This is a genomic window from Oleiharenicola lentus, from assembly GCF_004118375.1.
In the GTDB taxonomy this organism is placed as follows: Bacteria; Verrucomicrobiota; Verrucomicrobiia; order Opitutales; family Opitutaceae; genus Lacunisphaera; species Lacunisphaera lenta.
The window spans coordinates 736867-753257 of sequence record NZ_SDHX01000001.1 but is presented as its reverse complement, the minus strand read 5'-3'; the positions used below and the strand labels follow the sequence as shown (position 1 = coordinate 753257).

The following is a 16391-nucleotide window of genomic DNA, read 5'->3' as shown; positions in this document are numbered from 1 at the left end:
CCGCACACAATTCTGGGTTCTTCACTTCGCTCAGCATGACAAACAAAACATTCCACCTCCCCGCCCTCACCCTCGCTCTCACCCTCACCTCGGCCGCCTTCGCCGCCGCCCCCGTTGCCTTCGAGTCTTTCACCTACACCGGCCGCGACACGATCTTCGAGGCGCCGCTGCCCGCGGGCCATTTCCAAAATCCCATCCTCGCCGGCTACTACCCCGACCCGAGCATCTGCCGCGTCGGGGATGATTACTACCTGATCAACTCCAGCTTCGCCCACTTCCCGGGCATCCCCATCTTCCACAGCAAGGATATGGTGAACTGGAAGCAGATCGGCCACGTCATCGACCGCCCCAACCAGATCAACTACGACAACCTCGGCATCACGCGCGGCATCTTCGCCCCCGCGATCAGCCACCACAACGGCACCTTCTACGTCATCTGCACGATGGTGGACGCCGGCGGCAACTTCATCATGACCGCCAAGGACCCCGCCGGCCCGTGGTCGGACCCCATCTGGCTGGAGTTTGACGGCATCGACCCGTCCATCTTCTTCGACGACGACGGCCGCGCCTGGATCGTCAACAACGGCAACCCGCCCGAGAACAAGCCGCTCTACTCGGGCCACCGCGCCATCTGGATCCAGGAGTTCGATTTCAAAAACAACAAGATGATCGGCCCCCGCAGCATCATCGTGAACGGCGGCGTGGATCTCTCCACCAAGCCCGTGTGGATCGAGGGCCCGCACCTCTACAAGCGCAATGGCTGGTATTACCTCTGCTGCGCCGAGGGCGGCACCTCCAACCACCACTCGCAGGTTATCCTGCGCAGCAAATCGCCGACCGGGCCCTACGTGCCGTGGGAAAAGAATCCCATCCTCACGCAGCGCAATCTCGACAACAACGCGAAGCATGCCGTCACCTGCACCGGCCACGCCGACCTGGAGATCGGACCCGACGGCCGGTGGTGGTCGGTCTTCCTCGCCTGCCGTCCTTACGCCCCCGACCGCTGGGCCACGGGCCGTGAAACCTTCCTCCTGCCCGTGACCTGGACCGAAGACGACTGGCCCGTGATTTTACCCCCGGGCGAACGCGTGCCCTACGTCGTCAAGGCCCCCGTCCCCTCCGTGTCGATCGCGCAGGCGCCGTTCAGCGGCAATTTCACCTGGTCCGACGAATTCGATTCCGCCGCGCTTTCGCCGCAGTGGATCATGATCCGCACACCCAAGGAAAACTGGTGGAAACTCGCCGACGGCAAACTTCACCTCAACCCCCGCACCGAGCGCCTCTCCGGCAAGGGCAACCCCTCCTACTGGGGCCGCCGCCTGCAGCATTCAAAATATGAGGCCTCGGCCAAGCTGACCATCCCGTCCGCCCGCGGCACCTCTGCCGGCCTCGCGATCAGCCAGAACGAAACCCACACCTACTATTTCGCCGCCCAACGCACGGAAGGCGGCTTGAGCGCCTTCGTCGAGGTGCAGAACGGCCCGAAACCCCAGACCCTCGTGACCGGCCTGCTGCCCGCCGATGCCAAGGAGATCGAGCTCCGCATCACCGGCGACGAAAAGGTCATCTCCTTCGCCTACCGCCTCGGCGCCGGTGAATGGAAGGAACTCCTGCCCAAGGCCGACTCCTACCCAATCAGCGTCCAAGCGGCCGGCGGCGGCGGCCACTTCACCGGCGCCCTCATCGGACCGCACGCGCGGACCGAGTAGAAAGCCTGATCCGCAAAGCAAAAAGGCACCCGCTCGCGGGTGCCTTTTTTGGAGAATCACTCCGCGGAATCTTCAGTCGCCTCCGACTTCTTCCCCTTGGCCTTCTTCGTGGAGGCGGCGGACTTCGCGTTGAGCCAGAGGTCGCCCTTGGCGCTGATGTTGAGCCAATAGAGTTCTCCGCCGTGCTCGGCGAAGCTCGGTTTGCCCTTGGGTGAATCGGGCGGCGTGAGACCGGCGGCGGCGAGCGCCGCCTGCAAGACCTCGGACGTCTTCTCCAGCTTCGCGGCCAACTCGCTCACGAGCGCGGTCACGCCTTCGCCGCGCTTCTTCGGCTCCATCAGGAGCCGCACGGCGGACAGGGTGTTCTCGGCGGGCAAAGACGAGGCAGGCGCAGGTGCAGCTTCCGGGGCCGGACTCGCTGAGCCCGTTTCGACGGCGGCAGGAGCCTCGACAACCGGCGCCGCCCCAACCGCTGTTTCTGACTGCTGGCCACTGTCCTCTGATTTCTGGCTTCCGCTTGCGGCGTCGGAACCGGGCGAAGACGCCTCCTCCGACTTCTGACCCCGCAGACGGCGCGTCAGCTCGGCGTTGACCCAGATCTCGCCGCGCTGGTTTTTGTTGAGCCAGTAGGTGAAGTCGCCCGACTGCGCCTCGACCAGCGCGCCGGCTTCGCCGAGGACCACACCGAACTCGGCGAGCTGCGCGAGCAGGCCGGCCTCGTCGGTCTTGAAGGCCTTGATGAGATACTGGAAGCTGCCTGACCAGCCGTGGCCGCGACGATTGCGGCGCATCTGGTTGCGCACCTTGTCGAGAAAGGTCTTGGGGCCACGTGATTGGCTCTCCGGGGAGGCAGGGGCCTCCTGCCCCGAAGCCGCCTGTTCGTCGGACGCCGCATTCGCTTCGGCGGACACGGCCGGGGTGTGCTCGGCCGGTTTGGTGGCGGCGGGTTCCTCGGTGTTCTCCACGCGCTTGGCCTGGACGACGCGGAAGACCGGCTGCGGCTTGTCGCGCAGGTTGATCCAGATCTCGCCGCGGCGGTTGATGTTCACCCAGTAAAGTTCGCCCTCGTATTCGGCATAGACGGGCTTGGCGTTTTCGTCGGCCGGAATCTGCAGGCCGCACTCGACGAGCGCGGTCTTGAGGTCGGACTCGTCGAGCGACCACTTCTTGGCGAGGTGATCGAGACCCACGCTCATGCCCGGGCCGCGCTGGTTGCGACGCATGTGCGGACGGATCGCGTCGAAGAAGGCCGGCAGCTCGTCCTCCTCGGCGAGTTTATCCCACTCGTCCTTCGGGGCGCCGTTGCCGCTCTCCTCGTCATCCTCGTCGTCGTCGCGCGAGGTGTCGCGCAGGCGGCGCAGGTCGCCGTCGGCCGCGGATTTCTCCTCCGCCAGGAACGTCTCGGCTTCTTCTTCTGGCGCGGGAGCACCCTGGCTGGAACCGGCCTTGAACTTGGCTTCGAACTCCGCGCGCAGCTTGTCGGCTTCGGCGCGGGCCGCCGCCTTCGCGGCGTCTTCGAGTGTCCAGTCCTTTTGCGTGGACCGGCGGGCCAGCCCATGGAAGGCCAGCGCGTTGTCGGCAGGTTGGTGGAAGCTGATGATCTCCCAGTTTTCCTGCCCCAGATCGTTCAAAAACTTTTCCATCAGCGCCGGGCTCGCGAAGCCGCCCTTGCCGCTGCTGATGACCTTGTATTCCCAGTTGGACATAGGCCGGAATGCATCCCGCAACCGTGGGGCCGACGCGAGCCTAATCTTGGCCCGATCCCCGCGCAGACCCCGGTCGTTCAACGGCATAAGCCCGCTTGCCGTTTTCGCGCCGGAGGCTTCCGTTTGGGTTTCTCGTGCCAGCCCCTCGCCCTGTATTTTTGCGTCTTTTGTTCCTGCTATGGCCAGCCTGCCTCGGCCTTAACGCCCAGACCATCGCCCTGCCCACCGTGGTCGTCAGCGCGTCGCGCACGGCCGAAGCGCCGGAACAGGTGCCGTTCTCCGTCACCGCACTTTCCGGTGAACAGTTCCGTGCCAATCCCGCTTCCTCCGCCGACGGCGCGCTGCGCTCCGTGCCGGGCTTCAGCCTCTTCCGCCGCAGCGACAGCCTCTCCGCCAATCCCACCGCGCAGGGCGTATCGTTGCGTGGCCTCGGTCCGAGCGGTGCCAGCCGCTCGCTCGTGCTGCTCGACGGCGTGCCGCTCAACGATCCCTTCGGCGGCTGGGTGGCGTGGAGCAAGGTCCCGCGCGAATCCCTCGCCGCCGCCGAGGTCGTGCGCGGCGGCGGCGCCACCGCCTGGGGCAACGCCGCCCTCGGCGGCATCGTGCAGCTGCTCACCGAAAGTCCAGGCGCCGCGCACGGCCGCCTCGCCGCCGCCTATGGGTCCTTTGCGACCCACAACACCGAAATCGCCGTGAGCCAACCCCTTGGCACGGGCACACTGCAGCTGCTCGGCCGAGATTTTGCCTCCGACGGTTTCACCCTTGTCGCGCCCGAGGATCGCGGGCCCATTGACCACCCCGCCGCGAGCGAGCATCGCTGGCTCAGCGGACGCTGGCGGCAGGAAATCGCGGGCGGCGCCGCGTTCACGCTCACCGCGCGCACCTACGACGAGAACCGCAACAACGGCACGCCCTACCAGCGCAACGCCTCGCAGGAGGACTTCGTCTCGGTCGCGCTGGCCGGCGCAACCGGCAGCACCTTTGCGTGGGACGCGGTCGCCTACGCGCAGGACCAGTCGTTCGCCAGCACCTTCAGCTCGGTCAACGCCGCGCGCACCGCCGAGACGCCCGCCAGCGACCAGTTCGCGGTGCCCGCCGAGGCCTTCGGCGCGGCCTGGACCGGAACCTGGAAACGCGACCAGGCCCGCACCAGCGCCGGCTTCGACTGGCGCCGCGTGCGCGGCGAGACCCGCGAACACTTCACCTTCAGCGCCGGCGCCTTCACCCGCGAGCGCGTTGCCGGCGGCACGCAGGAGATGGCCGGCCTGTTCTTCCTGCACGAACGCGCTCTCGCTCCGGAGCTGCGCACCACCTTCGGCGGCCGGCTGGATGCGTGGCGCGAGACCGACGGCCATCGCCGCGAAACCGAGCGTGCCACGGGCAACATGCTGCGCGACGACCGCTACGCCGACCGTGACGGCGTGGAATTATCCCCCAGCGCCGGGCTCGTCTGGCAACCGGCCGCCGGCTGGCGCGTGCGCGCCGCCGCGCAGCAGGCGTTCCGCCGTCCAACCCTCAACGAACTCTACCGTCCCTTCCGCGTGGGCAACGTCATCACCGAGGCCAACGCCGCGCTCGAGACCGAGCGCGCCACGACCGCAGAGTTCGGCATCGAACACACCCGCGACGCCCTGAGCCTCGGCGCCACCGCCTTCTGGAACGACCTGCGCGAAGCGGTCGGCAACGTGACCCTGTTTCGCGGTCCCGGCTCCTTCCCGATCGTCGGCTTCGTGCCGGCCGACGGCCTTGGCCGCCAGCGTCTGAATCTCGAGCGTACCCGCGTGCAAGGCCTGGAGCTTTCTGCGCGTTGGACGCCACACGCCACACTCTCGCTCACCGCCGATTATCTCTACAATGACGCCAAAGTCCGCGCGGCGTCCGTCGCGCCCGGCCTCGTCGGCAAGCGCCTCGCGCAAGTGCCGCGTCACGTGGCGACCTTTGGCGCCGCGTGGCGACCGGCGCAGTCATTCACGCTGACGCCACGCGTGCGTTTTCTCGGCCAGCAGTTCGAGGACGACGAAAACCTGCAGCGCCTAGGCGCCGCCCTCGTCGTGGATCTCGGTGTCAGCTACCGCCTCAACGAGCGGCTCGAACTGTATCTCAATGCCGAGAACCTGACCGACGAGCGCATCGAGACCGGCCGCAGCGCGGACGGTCTCTTCAACACCGGCAGCCCGCGCCTCGTGCTGGGGGGCCTGCGGTTCGCCTGGTGAACGCTCAGGCGACACGGTTGTAGTCGGAAAGCAGGGCTTCCAATTCCTTCCGGCGCGGCGTGGTTTTGCGCAGGTGTTTCCAGCCGATCCAGGCCACCATCAACACCACGTAGGCCGGGTAGAGCACGAAGGCGGGAATCAGGACCTCATCGCCCATCTTGCCCACGGCCCGCAGCTGCCAAACCACGCCGCCCAGCAGCGGCAGGCTGAGCAGGAGCGCGGCCACGATCACCAGCGCGCGGAATCCTTCCCGGAGGTTTTCGTCCAGCAAGGCGGCGGTGCTGGCCTGGATTGACCGCGCATGGTCGGCATGCGCGGATGCATGCCGCCGGTGCTGGCGCCACAGCAGAAACCAACCGACCCAGGGCAAAAGGAGGAACGGCAGGATCGCCCACTCCCGCGTCAGATTCAGCCGGTCGCTCGCGCTATCGGGCCAGAGGAGGTGCAGGAGCAGAAGGGCCGTGATCAGCCCGAGCGGGATCGCGGTGCGCACGAGCAGGCTGCGGCTGGCGCGGCGACGACGGTGCAGTTCATTGATGAGTTCCATTTTTTGTCTCTCCAGTTGGGCGGCGGACGGGCGGTTCTCGGCCGAGCGCCAGGTTTTTTCGATGTCAGCGAAGTTCATGGGTAATGTCCTCCAGGGCGGTGGTGAGTTTCTGCCGGAGCCGCGTCAGCCGCGCCCCGACATTGGTTTCGGTCAGGCCGTGAATCCCGGCGATCTGGGCATAGTCCAGACCGTCGAGGTGCAGCAGGATCAGCGAGCGGTCCAGCGGTGGCAGCCGGCGGATGGCGGCATAGACGTGCCCAAGCGCCTCGTGCTCGCGCCGGCGGTCGGCCGTCGGCGCGGCCGCGGCCTGCGCTTCGAAGCGGTCGATCCGCTCGCGGTAGTTTTTCTGCGTGCGGCGCCAGTTCAACGCGGCGTTGTGGGCCACGCGGTAAATGAAGGTCGAGGCCTGCGCCCCAGCCCGGTAAGCGGGAATCGCCCGCCACATCGCCAGCATGAGCTCCTGCATCAAATCGTGACGGTCCGCCCCCTCGGCGAAACCGTTCGCCACGTGGTGCAACACGGCGGCGTGTTGGTCCAGCCAGGCGGAAAACTGGGTGTTTTGTTCCTCGGGGGTCACGTTGATTTGCCCTGTTAGATGCGGCCCGGACCGATTCCTTACAATGGAAACGCGTTGGCTCCTCGCTTCCAGCCGCTGCGCTATTGGAGTGACTGGCCGGTGGCTTGCGCAACTCCCGGAAGGATGCATCGTTTCGCCACTTTCCACCCCATGAAACTGCCCCTGCTCGCCCCCGCCGCGCTTTCCTTCGCCATGCTCACCGCCGCCCCCGCCCCGATCACTTCCTCCTCCGCGCCCTATCCCAAGGACACCAAGGCCACGATCGAGCGGCTTGATCCGGCGCTCGACGCCCTGCTCGATTCCGGCGCCACTATCGAAAATCTCGGCTCCGGCTTCAACTGGTCCGAAGGCCCGATCTGGGTGCCCGCCCTGAACGCCCTCCTTTTCAGCGATGTGCCGGAAAACCGCGTGTATCGCTGGAAGGACGGAGAGGGCATCAGCGTCCATCTTGAGCCAAGCGGCTTCACCGGCACGCAATACAACGGCCGCGAACGCGGTTCCAACGGCCTCACACTCGACGCCCAGGGCCGTCTCACCCTCTGCCAACACGGCGACCGACGCGTCGCGCGCCTCGCCGCCGATGGCAAAGGCTTCGAAACCGTGGTGGATAAGTTCGAGGGTGGCCGTTTCAACAGCCCCAACGACCTGTGCTTCGACAAGTCGGGCAATCTCTTCTTCACTGACCCGCCCTACGGCATGCCTTCGGACGTGAAGCAGGAGATTCCCTTCCAGGGCGTTTTCCGCCTCGGCGCCGACGGCAAGCTCACCGTCATCGCCCGCGACATGCACCGGCCCAACGGCCTCGCTCTCTCGCCCGATGAAAAGACGCTCTATGTCGCCAGCAGCGAGGGCAAGGAACCCTGGATCAAGGCCTACGCACTCAACGCGGACGGCAGCGTCGCCTCCAGCCACATTTTCTTCGACGGTAGCGCACTGCTGAAGCAGGGCCGCCGCGGCGCTTTCGACGGCCTCAAGGTGGACGTGCACGGCAACCTCTGGACCACCGGCCCCGGCGGCGTGCTGATCATAAGCCCCGAGGGCAAGCACCTCGGCTCGATCCTGACCGGCCGCGCCACCGCCAACTGCGCCTTCGGCGACGCCGACCACCAGACTTTCTACATGACCGCCGACGAGGCCCTCCTGCGCGTGCGCACGAAAACGAAAGGCGCCGCACGCTGATATTCCGGTCGCGGTCAGCGGCCCACGCGATTCAGAAACTCCGCGATCGCCGCGTCCGCCACCTGGCCGCCGGGCCCGTCGGCGTTGTAGTCGAAGGCGTGCGTCGCCCACGGCAACTCGACGTGCGTGCAAGACACGCCGAGTTCGGCCAACCGCGCCGCCAGCCGCCGGCTGTGGCGATACCAGACCAGCCGGTCGGGAAAACCGTGGATCAGCAAGGTCGGCGGCGAATCATTCCTGGCGAGCAACTGCCCGCTCGCGGATTCATAGAGCGCGTTGCGCTCCGGCGTGTCGGGCGGTCCGCCGAGATACTGGCGCATGAGTCTCACGGAATTCAGCGCGTCATCCTCGCGCGAGACACCCCAGGCGAACTTCATGTCGTGCGGCGCGTAGAGCGCCACGACCCCGCGGATGGCCGGATCGTGCGCCCCGTAGCTCACGGCGGTGGCGATCTGGCCGCCGGCTGAACGTCCGAGAACCACCAGGCGGGATGGATCAAGGGCGAACCGGTCCGCGTTCGTTTTCAGCCACGCGATTGCCGCCTGCACGTCCTCACGCTGCGCCGGCCACGGGTGCTGCGGCGCCAGACGGTAGTTGATCGCGGCCACGGCCCAGCCGTGCGCAGCCCAACGATGATTCCATTCCACCAGCTGTGAATTGTCCCCGCTGTCCCAGCCGCCGCCGTGGATCACGACGAGACAGCCCGGCCGCCGGGTCGTGTCCTTGCGGAACGGCGGCGCATAGAAGTCGAGTGTCAGCTCCTGTCCGCCGGGGCGCGCATAGACTTCCGTTCGCACCGGCACTTTTTCCCCGGCAGAGGCGAACCAGAGCCGCTTCCAGGAGAACGTCCCGGTCAAACGCGCCGCGCTGAACGCCGGCCACAATCCGCCGGCCACGCTGAGCGCACAGAGCGCGAGCACCGTCCCGCGCACCGCGCCCTCGCTGGCAAACCACGCCAAGCCCGCCAGTCCCAGCGGGAACAGCACCAGCCAGTGGCCGAACTCGGTCACGCCGAGCACCACCTTCCACCAGAAGGTCGTGTCGGGCAGACGCACGAAGGGGAGCGACGCCGCGAGGAGGGCAAGTGCCGAGAGGAAGAGGAGCAGCCAGCGCATGGACTCAATCACTACGCCTGAGCTGGGCACAAAGAGGCGCGGATGGGCACAAAAATTCTTTTCGTGGCTTTTCGCGCCTTTTCGTGGCTAATGCCCCTTTCCCATGCGCCGCCTCGACCAACTCCTCGCCAACCTCGGCTACTGCACCCGCAGCGAGGCCCGCGACTGGATCCGCGGCGGCCGCGTGACGGTGGGCGGCAAAGTGACGAAAGACTTCGGGGCCAAGGCAAACCCCGCCGAAGTGCGCATCGACGGCGAGCCGCCGGACCATCCCGACGGCCTGCTGCTCCTGCTCCACAAGCCGGTGGGCCTGGTCTGCTCGCACGAGGAGCGCGAGGGACCGAATGTCTATTCGCTGCTCCCGCCGCGCTGGCGGCAGCGCAACCCGGTCATCACCTCCGTTGGCCGCCTCGACAAGGATACCAGCGGCCTGCTCCTGCTCACCGACCAGAGCGAGCTCGTCCACCGCCTGACCTCGCCCAAGCACAAGGTGCCCAAGGTTTATCGCGCCACCCTCGACTCCAATTTGCCCGCCGGCCTCGCCGAACTCTTTGCCGCCGGCACGTTGGTGCTGAAGGGCGAGGAAGGGCCCTGCGCTCCCGCAGAGCTGCGCACGCTCGGGCCGCGCGAAGCGGAGCTGACGCTGACCGAGGGCAAATACCACCAGGTGCGCCGCATGTTCGCGAGCCAGGGCTGCGAGGTGCTGACGCTCCACCGCGCGCGCTTCGGCCACCTCGAACTGGGTGACCTGCCGGCTGGACACTGGCGCGAATTGCCGCTGGATACCTTCGCTTCATGACGCTTCCCACTCTTACCGGTGCCGAAAAGACCAAGCTCCGCGGCCGCGGCCAGACGCTGCCCGACGGCGCGTGGCTCGGCAAGGACGGCGTTTCGCCGGCCTTTCTCGCGGAACTCAACCGCCAGTTCGTCACGCACGACCTGGTGAAGCTGCGCTTCACCGGCGGCCAGGACCGCCATGAACGCGCGGACCTGTGCGACCAGATCGCCGCCGCCGCATCCTGCCTCTGCGTCGGCGCCGTCGGCCATACTGCGCTTTTCTGGCGCCCGCTGCCGGCTGCGCCGGATCAGGCCTGAGGCTTCGACGGGACCCGACCGGCCAGCGTCTTGGAGATCGCGCGCAGCAGCGCGTCGGGCGCATAGGGTTTGGAGAGATACCGATCCACGCCGGCAATCGGCGGCCGGCTGGTGCCATTGGGTGATTCCAAACCGCTCGCGCCGATGACCTGCACCCCGGGATCGATTCGTTTCAGGGCAGCGGCCAGGGCCACGCCGTCCATCACCGGCATCATCAGGTCGGTGAGCACCACGGCAATTTCCTGGCGGTGCGCGGCATACTGCGCCACGGCCTGCGCGCCATCACTGGCGGTCAGCACCCGGTAGCCGAAGGTCTCCAGCGTGTGCCGGGTGATGCCGATGACGGTGGCCTCGTCGTCCACGACGAGAATCGTCTCCCCGCGCCCACGCGGCAGTTCGCGAACCTGCTCCGCCGGCGTCGCCACGGGCCCGACTTCCTTGTGCGCGGGCAGGAAAATGCTGAACGTGCTGCCCTGCCCCGGCTCGCTCTGCACGGAGAGAAAGCCGCCATGACTGCGCACGATTCCGAGGGTGGTTGAGAGCCCCAGTCCGGTGCCCTTGCCCGACTCCTTGGTGGTGAAGAAGGGATCAAAGATGCGGTTGAGGTTCTCGCGACTGATGCCGCAGCCCGTATCGCTTACCTCAATGAGCACGTAGCGGCCGGGTGACACGGCCTGCTGCCGGGCGGCCGCCTGCGCATCCACCTCGGTGTTCCGGGCGTTGATGGCCAGCAGACCGCCGTCCGGCATGGCGTCGCGTGCGTTCACGCTGAGGTTGAGCAACACCTGGTTGAGCTGGGTCGGATCGCCGGTGACGGTCCAGAGGTCCTTGCCGATGCGGATCTCAAAGGTGAGGTTGCGCGGGAAGGTGTTGCGGACAATCGCCTCGATCTCGCGGATCACCAGCGCGGGATTGATCGGCACGCGCTCACCGGCGACGCCGCGGGCGAAGGACAGCACCTGCTTGAGCAGCTCCGTGCCGCGGCGGGCACTGCGCTCGATGGTGTCGAGCACGCGGCCCGTGCCCTCGTCCACCGCGGAGAGTTTCAGCAGGCCTACGCCCATGAGCACCGGGGTGAGCAGGTTGTTCAGATCGTGCGCGATGCCGCCGGCCAGCGTGCCGATGCTCTCGAGGCGCTGCGCGCGGAGGAACTGCTCCTCCAGCTTCTTGCGCTCGGTGATGTCGGCGATGACGGAGATGAAATACTTGGGCTCGCCCGCGGCGTCGCGCAGCAGCGTGGTGACGAGATTGCCCCAGAAGATGTCGCCGTTCTTCCGACGGTAGCGCTTTTCCGAGGTGAAATTCGTTTGCTGGCGCGCGAGCATGGCGAGGCGCGCGCTGTCGCCGTCCGCCCGGTCCTCCACGAGGGTGAGCTGGTGGAAGGTCAACGCCGTGAGCTCCTCGCGCGTATATCCGGTGATCTCGCAAAGCTTGTCGTTCACCCGGAGGAATCGGCCGTCCGGGGCGACATGCGCAATGCCGACGGCGGCCTGCTCGAAGGTCGCGCGCAAGCGCTCCTCGCTCTCGCGCAGCTGTTCCTCGATGAGCGTGCGGCGCGCGATGTCCTCCTGGAGCGTCTGGTTGGCGTGCTCCAGCTGGAGGGTCTTTTCCTCCAGTTTGCGGATGAGGGTCTCGCTGTAGACCTTGAGCAGTTCCTTCTCGTCGCCGCTCGGCATGCGGGGCCGGACCGGGACCGCCGCGGTGTTGCCGGACCGCACCTCGCGCAGGCGCGCGAGAAACATCTCGGGCTCGGCCGGTTTCAGGATGAAGGCGTCGGCCCCGAGATCGAGGGCGAGGCGTTCATCCTCGGCCTCCGTGTACGTGGCGGTGTAGACGATGAACGGCACGCGGCTGAGCCGCGGATCGGCCTTCCAGTGGCGCAGCAGCGTGTAACCGTCCATCACCGGCATGAGCAGGTCGGAGACCACGATGTCGGGCGGCGCCAGGCGGGCTTTCACCAGCGCCTCGGCCCCGTGGCGGGCGGTCTCGACGGCGAACCCGCTGCTGCCAAGCAGGGCCTGGAGATAGTAGAGGTTTTCCTCCTTGTCATCGACGATGAGGGCGCGGGTCATGGGGCGGCAGGGGGCAGAAAACGGGCGATTTCGTCGGCGAAGGTGTCGGGATTGATGGGTTTCTCGATGTAGCCGTTGCAGCCGGCCTCGAGGCACTTCTCCCGATCCCCCACCATGGCGTAGGACGTGACCGCGACGATCGGCGTGCCCTGCTGGCCCGGCAGGGCGCGCAAAGCACGGGCCACGGCGTAACCATCCATCCCGGGCAGTTGGATGTCGAGCAGGATGAGGTCCGGGGCCAGCGTGCGCGCAAGTTCAACCCCGGCCGGTCCGTCCATCGCGGGCACGACGCGATGACCGTGCTTCTCGAGCAGGAAGGTCGCGAGGTAGCGGTTCTGTTCGTTGTCTTCGATCAGCAGGACGACTGAGCTCATGGGTGGACCGGAGGTTGTAGCGGAAGAATGACGGTGAACTGGCTGCCGCGGCCCCACTCGCTCGCGGCGTTGATCTCGCCACCGAGCAGCGTGGCCAGACGGCGGCAGATGGCGAGTCCCAAGCCCGTGCCATCGTGCAGGCGGGACAACCCGGTGTCGATCTGGCGGAAGGGTTGGAACAGCGTGGCCAGGTCGGCCGGGCGGATGCCGATGCCGGTGTCGGCGACCTCAAGGCGCACGGCCGGCACCGCCGGGCCGCCGGCCTCGGGGCGGTAATCGCCGGTCAGCGTGACCCGGAGTGTAACGCCGCCCCGGTCGGTGAACTTGAGGGCGTTGTTCAGCAGGTTGAGCATGATCTGTTCAAGCCGCCGCCGGTCGCTGACGATTTCGCCGAGCGCGGGCGGCATTTCCAGGGTGAGCGCGAGCGCCTTCCTTTCCGCCAGCGGGCGCACCGATGCCACGGCGCGCTCGAGGAGTTCGGGCAGCGGGACCGGCGCAAAGCGCACCTCCAGCTGGCCGGCTTCGATCTTGGAGATGTCGAGCACGTCGTTGATGAGTTCCAGCAGGTGCCGGGCGCTGCCGCGGACCATGCCGAGCTGCTTGGTCTGCTCCGGCGTGAGCGGGCCGGCCAGGCCCTGGAGCACGATGCCCGTGAAGCCGATGATGGAATTGAGCGGCGTGCGCAGCTCGTGCGACATCGTGGCCAGAAAGGCGGACTTGATGCGGTCGGCCGCCTCGGCGCGGACGAGGGCGGAGCGGAGCTCCTCCGTGCGCTCGGCCACCTCGTGCTGCAGGATGTCCTTGGCGTCGCGCAGGAGCTGCTCCGACTTATTGCGCTCCGTGACATCCGTGAGCATCACGAAGGCCAGGGCCTTGCCGCCGGCGTAGCGCACCGGGGCGCCGGTGTAGCTCAGGATCCGTTCCCAATCGGTGTCACGGCGCCGCACGCGCAGTTCGCGGTTCACAAACTGCTCCCCGCGCCGCGCCCGGGCGAGCGGCCACTGCTCCGGCGCGAGCACCTGCCCCTCCGGGGTGACCAGCTCGAAAAGTTCCGGAAAATCCTGCGCCCGCAGGCGGCCGACGGCGGGATCCGCGAAGCCCAGGATGCGGAGCGCCGCCGGATTCCAGTGCAGCAGGCTGCCGTCGCTCGCCGCGATCACCAGGCCCTCCGCCATGTTTTCGACGACGGCCGAGAAGCGCTCCTGCATTTCCCGCAGCTCGGCCTCGGCGCGCCGCTGCTCGGCGATGTCTATGCCCACGCCCACCAAACAGGTCTGGCCCTCGAACTCAACGCGACGGCCGGTGAAGAAATACGGCGTGGCCGTGCCGTCCTTGGAGACAAAGGATGCCTCGACCGAGGCCTCCCCCCGGGCGAACACCTCGCCGATGCGCGTCTCAAGCAGCCCCCGCTCCTCCGGACTGAAAAAATCGAGCGGATGCATACCCGCGATTTCCCGGCCGGAGTAGCCGGAGACCCGCTCGAAGTTCCGGTTCCACCGCAGGAAACGACCCTGCGTGTCGTAGAAATAAACGACCCCGGGCATGCTGTCGATCATGGTGTCCGAGAACAGCCGCTCCATACGCAGCGTCTGCTCCGCGTGGCGGCGCTCTTCCTCGCGCCGCAGATTGTCCAGCGCGAAGGAGAGATCGGCCGCGCTCTCGGCCAGCAGGGCGATTTCCTTGTCCTGAAAAAAGCCCGGCTCATCCGCATAGACGGTGAGCACCGCCACCACCTGGTTGCGCTCGCGGATCGGAAACGAGGCCCCGGCCCGGAGGCTGTAACGCTCGATGGCGCCGCGCAGGTGGGCGACCGCGGGATCGGCCTCAAGGTCGTTGCAGATGCAGGGGCGGCCCCCGCGGAACGCCGTGCCGGCGGGGCCGTGGCCCTCGGGCAGATCCTCGCGCACCGACACCAGGATTTCCCGCAGAAATCCCAGCTCATCCCCGGCCACGCCGATCGGGTCGAGCCGAGCCGTGTCGGCGTTGTGCCAGCCGGTCCAGGCCAGGAGGAATCCGCCCTGCCGGACCAGGGCGTCGCAGACTTTCTGGAAGAGTGCGTCGCGGGCGCCCGACCACACGATCGCCTGGTTGATGTGGCTCAGCGCGGCATAGAGCCGGCGCAGCCGCTCGATCTCGTGTTCGTGGGCCTCGCGCTGGCTGATGTCGCGCAGGATGATCGTGCGCTCGCGACTGCCACCGTGCTCGGCCGAGACCGTGGCCTCGACTGGAAAACGGCTGCCATCGGCCCGCCGGCCCTCGCACCGCAGGTTGCGGCCGGCTGGTCCGTCCAGTCCCGCCGGGAGAATCTCACTCAGCGGACGCCCCAGCACCGCGGACTCGGCGCAGCCGAACAGCCGCCCCGCGGCCGTGTTGAACAGCACCACCTTGCCGCCGGCGTCCACCGTGATGATGGCGTCCATCGCCGCACCGATAATCGCCGCCAGATGCTCCTCGCCGGCCCGCCGCCGCGCGGCCTGCTCCCGCAGCAGCGCGTAGCCGGACTCGATCGCGCCGAAAGCCTGCCGGATGAACAGCATCAGCAGGATGGTGGTGACGACGACAAAGGCGGAGCCCTTGTAAACGCTCCACCGCATCCGTTGGTCGGCATCGGGCACCAGCAGTGCGAGAGCCTGGTCGGAAAAATATATCCAGAGTGTGGCGAACACCGCATACCCCAGGGCGATCCACCAGGCCCGCGATCTCAGGCCGCTGGCGCCCAAACCAAGCAGCTTGGAACCGAGCCCGGCGGTGACGGCCCTGCTCTGCGGTTCAGGATTCACAGCACCCCCGGGTGTATGGTGAAGTCCCGGCCGGTGCTTCCGCGGGAGAGTGGTTGTTGGCTCATACCGGCAGGAAGGATTCTTCGGCAAAGCCAGTCACACGGCTGGCCCGGGACCGGAGATCCGCAGCCGCGCGATGGCAGGCCAAAATCTGGCCACCGCGCGCGATTCGGCAAGGCGCTTTTGAAACGCGCCGCTATTCGCCTTCCGTCACCCGGAACTTGATGGTGATCTGCGTCCGGGTGTTGACGGGGCGTCCGCCGCGTTGGCCGGGCTTGAACTTCCACTTCAGCACGCCGGTGATCGCCGCTTCTTCGAAACGCCGGGCCGGGCTGGTGATGGCGCGGGGCATGAGCACCTCACCCTTCGTGTTGATGATGAACTCAAGCGTGACATCGGCCTCGACATAGGTGCTGCGCAGCTCCGCGGGAAACTGCGGGGCGGGCTGGAAGAGGGCCTGCGGCTGGCGGTCGAGTTGGGAGACGTCGAAGATCTTGCCGAGCTTCTCGGCCGAGGCGCTGCCGCGCGCGATGTTCACGGGGATGGCCGACATGCGGACGGCGTTGGGATCGACGTTGATCGCCGGCGTGAAATCGAGGGGCTGCACGAAGGCGTTGACCGGCACGATGGTCGGCACATCCGCCAGCATCGGCACGGCAATGGCCGGGGCCTCGCTGGCCTCACCGTCATCGAGCGACTCGATGGGCTCCTCCTCGTCGTCCTTCAGGTCCGGCATGACCATCTGGATGAGCGGCCCGTCGTCCACCACGGCGGCCTTGCGGGGCGGCGGCCGGTGGTTGAACCCGAGCAGGGCGATCAGGTGCAGCCCGATCGACAGGCCGACGGCACCGGCGACCACCCATCGGGAGCGGTCGAGGGTCTGATATTTCCACAGGCCGGGTTGGTCGGCGATCGCACGACGGCGACCGGCGAGGTATTCGATGGGGTGGGCGGGCTGGGGTTGATGCGGCCAGCCCTCAATGGCGTGGGACATCTTGGGCATGCCCATAACATACGGCACCAC

General features: G+C 67.3%; 13 protein-coding genes. 5 read left to right on the top strand and 8 right to left on the bottom strand.

Annotated features, from left to right (window positions below; genetic code table 11):
* The first annotated feature begins 35 nt into the window (after nucleotides 1–35).
* Nucleotides 36–1709 (top strand): glycoside hydrolase family 43 protein, encoded by a 1674-nt coding sequence (locus ESB00_RS03065; protein ID WP_129046256.1) that lies wholly within the window; start codon nucleotides 36–38, stop codon nucleotides 1707–1709.
* A 56-nt stretch (nucleotides 1710–1765) separates the two neighbouring features.
* Here the strand turns inward: ESB00_RS03065 and ESB00_RS03060 are convergent, their stop codons facing one another.
* On the bottom strand, nucleotides 1766–3415 hold the full coding sequence (locus tag ESB00_RS03060) for a hypothetical protein (protein WP_129046255.1): 1650 nt from the start codon (nucleotides 3413–3415) through the stop codon (nucleotides 1766–1768).
* Between the two features lie 167 nt (nucleotides 3416–3582).
* Here ESB00_RS03060 and ESB00_RS03055 point away from each other — a divergent pair, with 167 nt between their 5' ends.
* A complete protein-coding gene (locus ESB00_RS03055) occupies nucleotides 3583–5628 on the top strand; it encodes a TonB-dependent receptor (RefSeq protein WP_164975996.1) in 2046 nt (681 codons plus the stop codon).
* Nucleotides 5629–5632: 4 nt separating this feature from the next.
* Here the strand turns inward: ESB00_RS03055 and ESB00_RS03050 are convergent, their stop codons facing one another.
* Complete coding sequence (locus tag ESB00_RS03050; protein WP_129046253.1) at nucleotides 5633–6253, bottom strand: hypothetical protein; 621 nt, start codon at nucleotides 6251–6253, stop codon at nucleotides 5633–5635.
* Nucleotides 6240–6752, bottom strand: coding sequence for an RNA polymerase sigma factor (locus ESB00_RS03045; RefSeq protein WP_218938671.1), 513 nt, complete (start codon nucleotides 6750–6752; stop codon nucleotides 6240–6242). The genes ESB00_RS03050 and ESB00_RS03045 overlap by 14 nt, the downstream gene beginning before the upstream one ends.
* A 150-nt stretch (nucleotides 6753–6902) precedes the next feature.
* Here ESB00_RS03045 and ESB00_RS03040 point away from each other — a divergent pair, with 150 nt between their 5' ends.
* Nucleotides 6903–7931, top strand: a complete 1029-nt coding sequence (locus ESB00_RS03040) for an SMP-30/gluconolactonase/LRE family protein (RefSeq protein WP_129046251.1) — start codon at nucleotides 6903–6905, stop codon at nucleotides 7929–7931.
* Nucleotides 7932–7945: 14 nt separating this feature from the next.
* Here ESB00_RS03040 and ESB00_RS03035 read toward each other — a convergent pair whose 3' ends face one another.
* Nucleotides 7946–9046: an alpha/beta hydrolase gene (locus ESB00_RS03035; protein ID WP_129046250.1), complete on the bottom strand. Its 1101-nt coding sequence runs from the start codon at nucleotides 9044–9046 to the stop codon at nucleotides 7946–7948.
* Between the two features lie 103 nt (nucleotides 9047–9149).
* On the opposite strand from ESB00_RS03035, the gene ESB00_RS03030 reads away from it, so the two are divergent.
* Complete coding sequence (locus tag ESB00_RS03030; protein WP_129046249.1) at nucleotides 9150–9845, top strand: pseudouridine synthase; 696 nt, start codon at nucleotides 9150–9152, stop codon at nucleotides 9843–9845.
* Nucleotides 9842–10141: a YhbY family RNA-binding protein gene (locus tag ESB00_RS03025; RefSeq protein ID WP_129046248.1), complete on the top strand. Its 300-nt coding sequence runs from the start codon at nucleotides 9842–9844 to the stop codon at nucleotides 10139–10141. The genes ESB00_RS03030 and ESB00_RS03025 overlap by 4 nt, the downstream gene beginning before the upstream one ends.
* Here ESB00_RS03025 and ESB00_RS03020 read toward each other — a convergent pair.
* The 4 genes from ESB00_RS03020 to ESB00_RS03005 all read right to left on the bottom strand — a co-directional run bounded on the left by ESB00_RS03020 (nucleotide 10132) and on the right by ESB00_RS03005 (nucleotide 16370).
* Nucleotides 10132–12213, bottom strand: a complete 2082-nt coding sequence (locus ESB00_RS03020; protein WP_129046247.1) for an ATP-binding response regulator — start codon at nucleotides 12211–12213, stop codon at nucleotides 10132–10134. The two genes, ESB00_RS03025 and ESB00_RS03020, sit on opposite strands and share 10 nt — an antisense overlap.
* Nucleotides 12210–12587 (bottom strand): response regulator, encoded by a 378-nt coding sequence (locus ESB00_RS03015; protein WP_129046246.1) that lies wholly within the window; start codon nucleotides 12585–12587, stop codon nucleotides 12210–12212. The genes ESB00_RS03020 and ESB00_RS03015 overlap by 4 nt, the downstream gene beginning before the upstream one ends.
* A complete protein-coding gene (locus ESB00_RS03010) occupies nucleotides 12584–15367 on the bottom strand; it encodes a PAS domain S-box protein (RefSeq protein ID WP_129046245.1) in 2784 nt (927 codons plus the stop codon). The genes ESB00_RS03015 and ESB00_RS03010 overlap by 4 nt, the downstream gene beginning before the upstream one ends.
* Before the next feature lie 196 nt (nucleotides 15368–15563).
* Nucleotides 15564–16370 carry an energy transducer TonB gene (locus tag ESB00_RS03005; protein ID WP_164975995.1) on the bottom strand — a complete coding sequence of 269 codons (807 nt, stop codon included), beginning with the start codon at nucleotides 16368–16370 and terminating at the stop codon, nucleotides 15564–15566.
* Nucleotides 16371–16391 lie beyond the last annotated feature (21 nt).

Coding starts and splice junctions, on each gene's coding strand:
- ESB00_RS03065 (WP_129046256.1), top strand. CDS start 36: ATGACAAACAAAACATTCCACCTCCCCGCCCTCACCCTCGCTCTCACC.
- ESB00_RS03060 (WP_129046255.1), bottom strand. CDS start 3,415: ATGTCCAACTGGGAATACAAGGTCATCAGCAGCGGCAAGGGCGGCTTC.
- ESB00_RS03050 (WP_129046253.1), bottom strand. CDS start 6,253: ATGAACTTCGCTGACATCGAAAAAACCTGGCGCTCGGCCGAGAACCGC.
- ESB00_RS03040 (WP_129046251.1), top strand. CDS start 6,903: ATGAAACTGCCCCTGCTCGCCCCCGCCGCGCTTTCCTTCGCCATGCTC.
- ESB00_RS03035 (WP_129046250.1), bottom strand. CDS start 9,046: ATGCGCTGGCTGCTCCTCTTCCTCTCGGCACTTGCCCTCCTCGCGGCG.
- ESB00_RS03030 (WP_129046249.1), top strand. CDS start 9,150: ATGCGCCGCCTCGACCAACTCCTCGCCAACCTCGGCTACTGCACCCGC.
- ESB00_RS03025 (WP_129046248.1), top strand. CDS start 9,842: ATGACGCTTCCCACTCTTACCGGTGCCGAAAAGACCAAGCTCCGCGGC.
- ESB00_RS03020 (WP_129046247.1), bottom strand. CDS start 12,213: ATGACCCGCGCCCTCATCGTCGATGACAAGGAGGAAAACCTCTACTAT.
- ESB00_RS03015 (WP_129046246.1), bottom strand. CDS start 12,587: ATGAGCTCAGTCGTCCTGCTGATCGAAGACAACGAACAGAACCGCTAC.
- ESB00_RS03005 (WP_164975995.1), bottom strand. CDS start 16,370: ATGCCCAAGATGTCCCACGCCATTGAGGGCTGGCCGCATCAACCCCAG.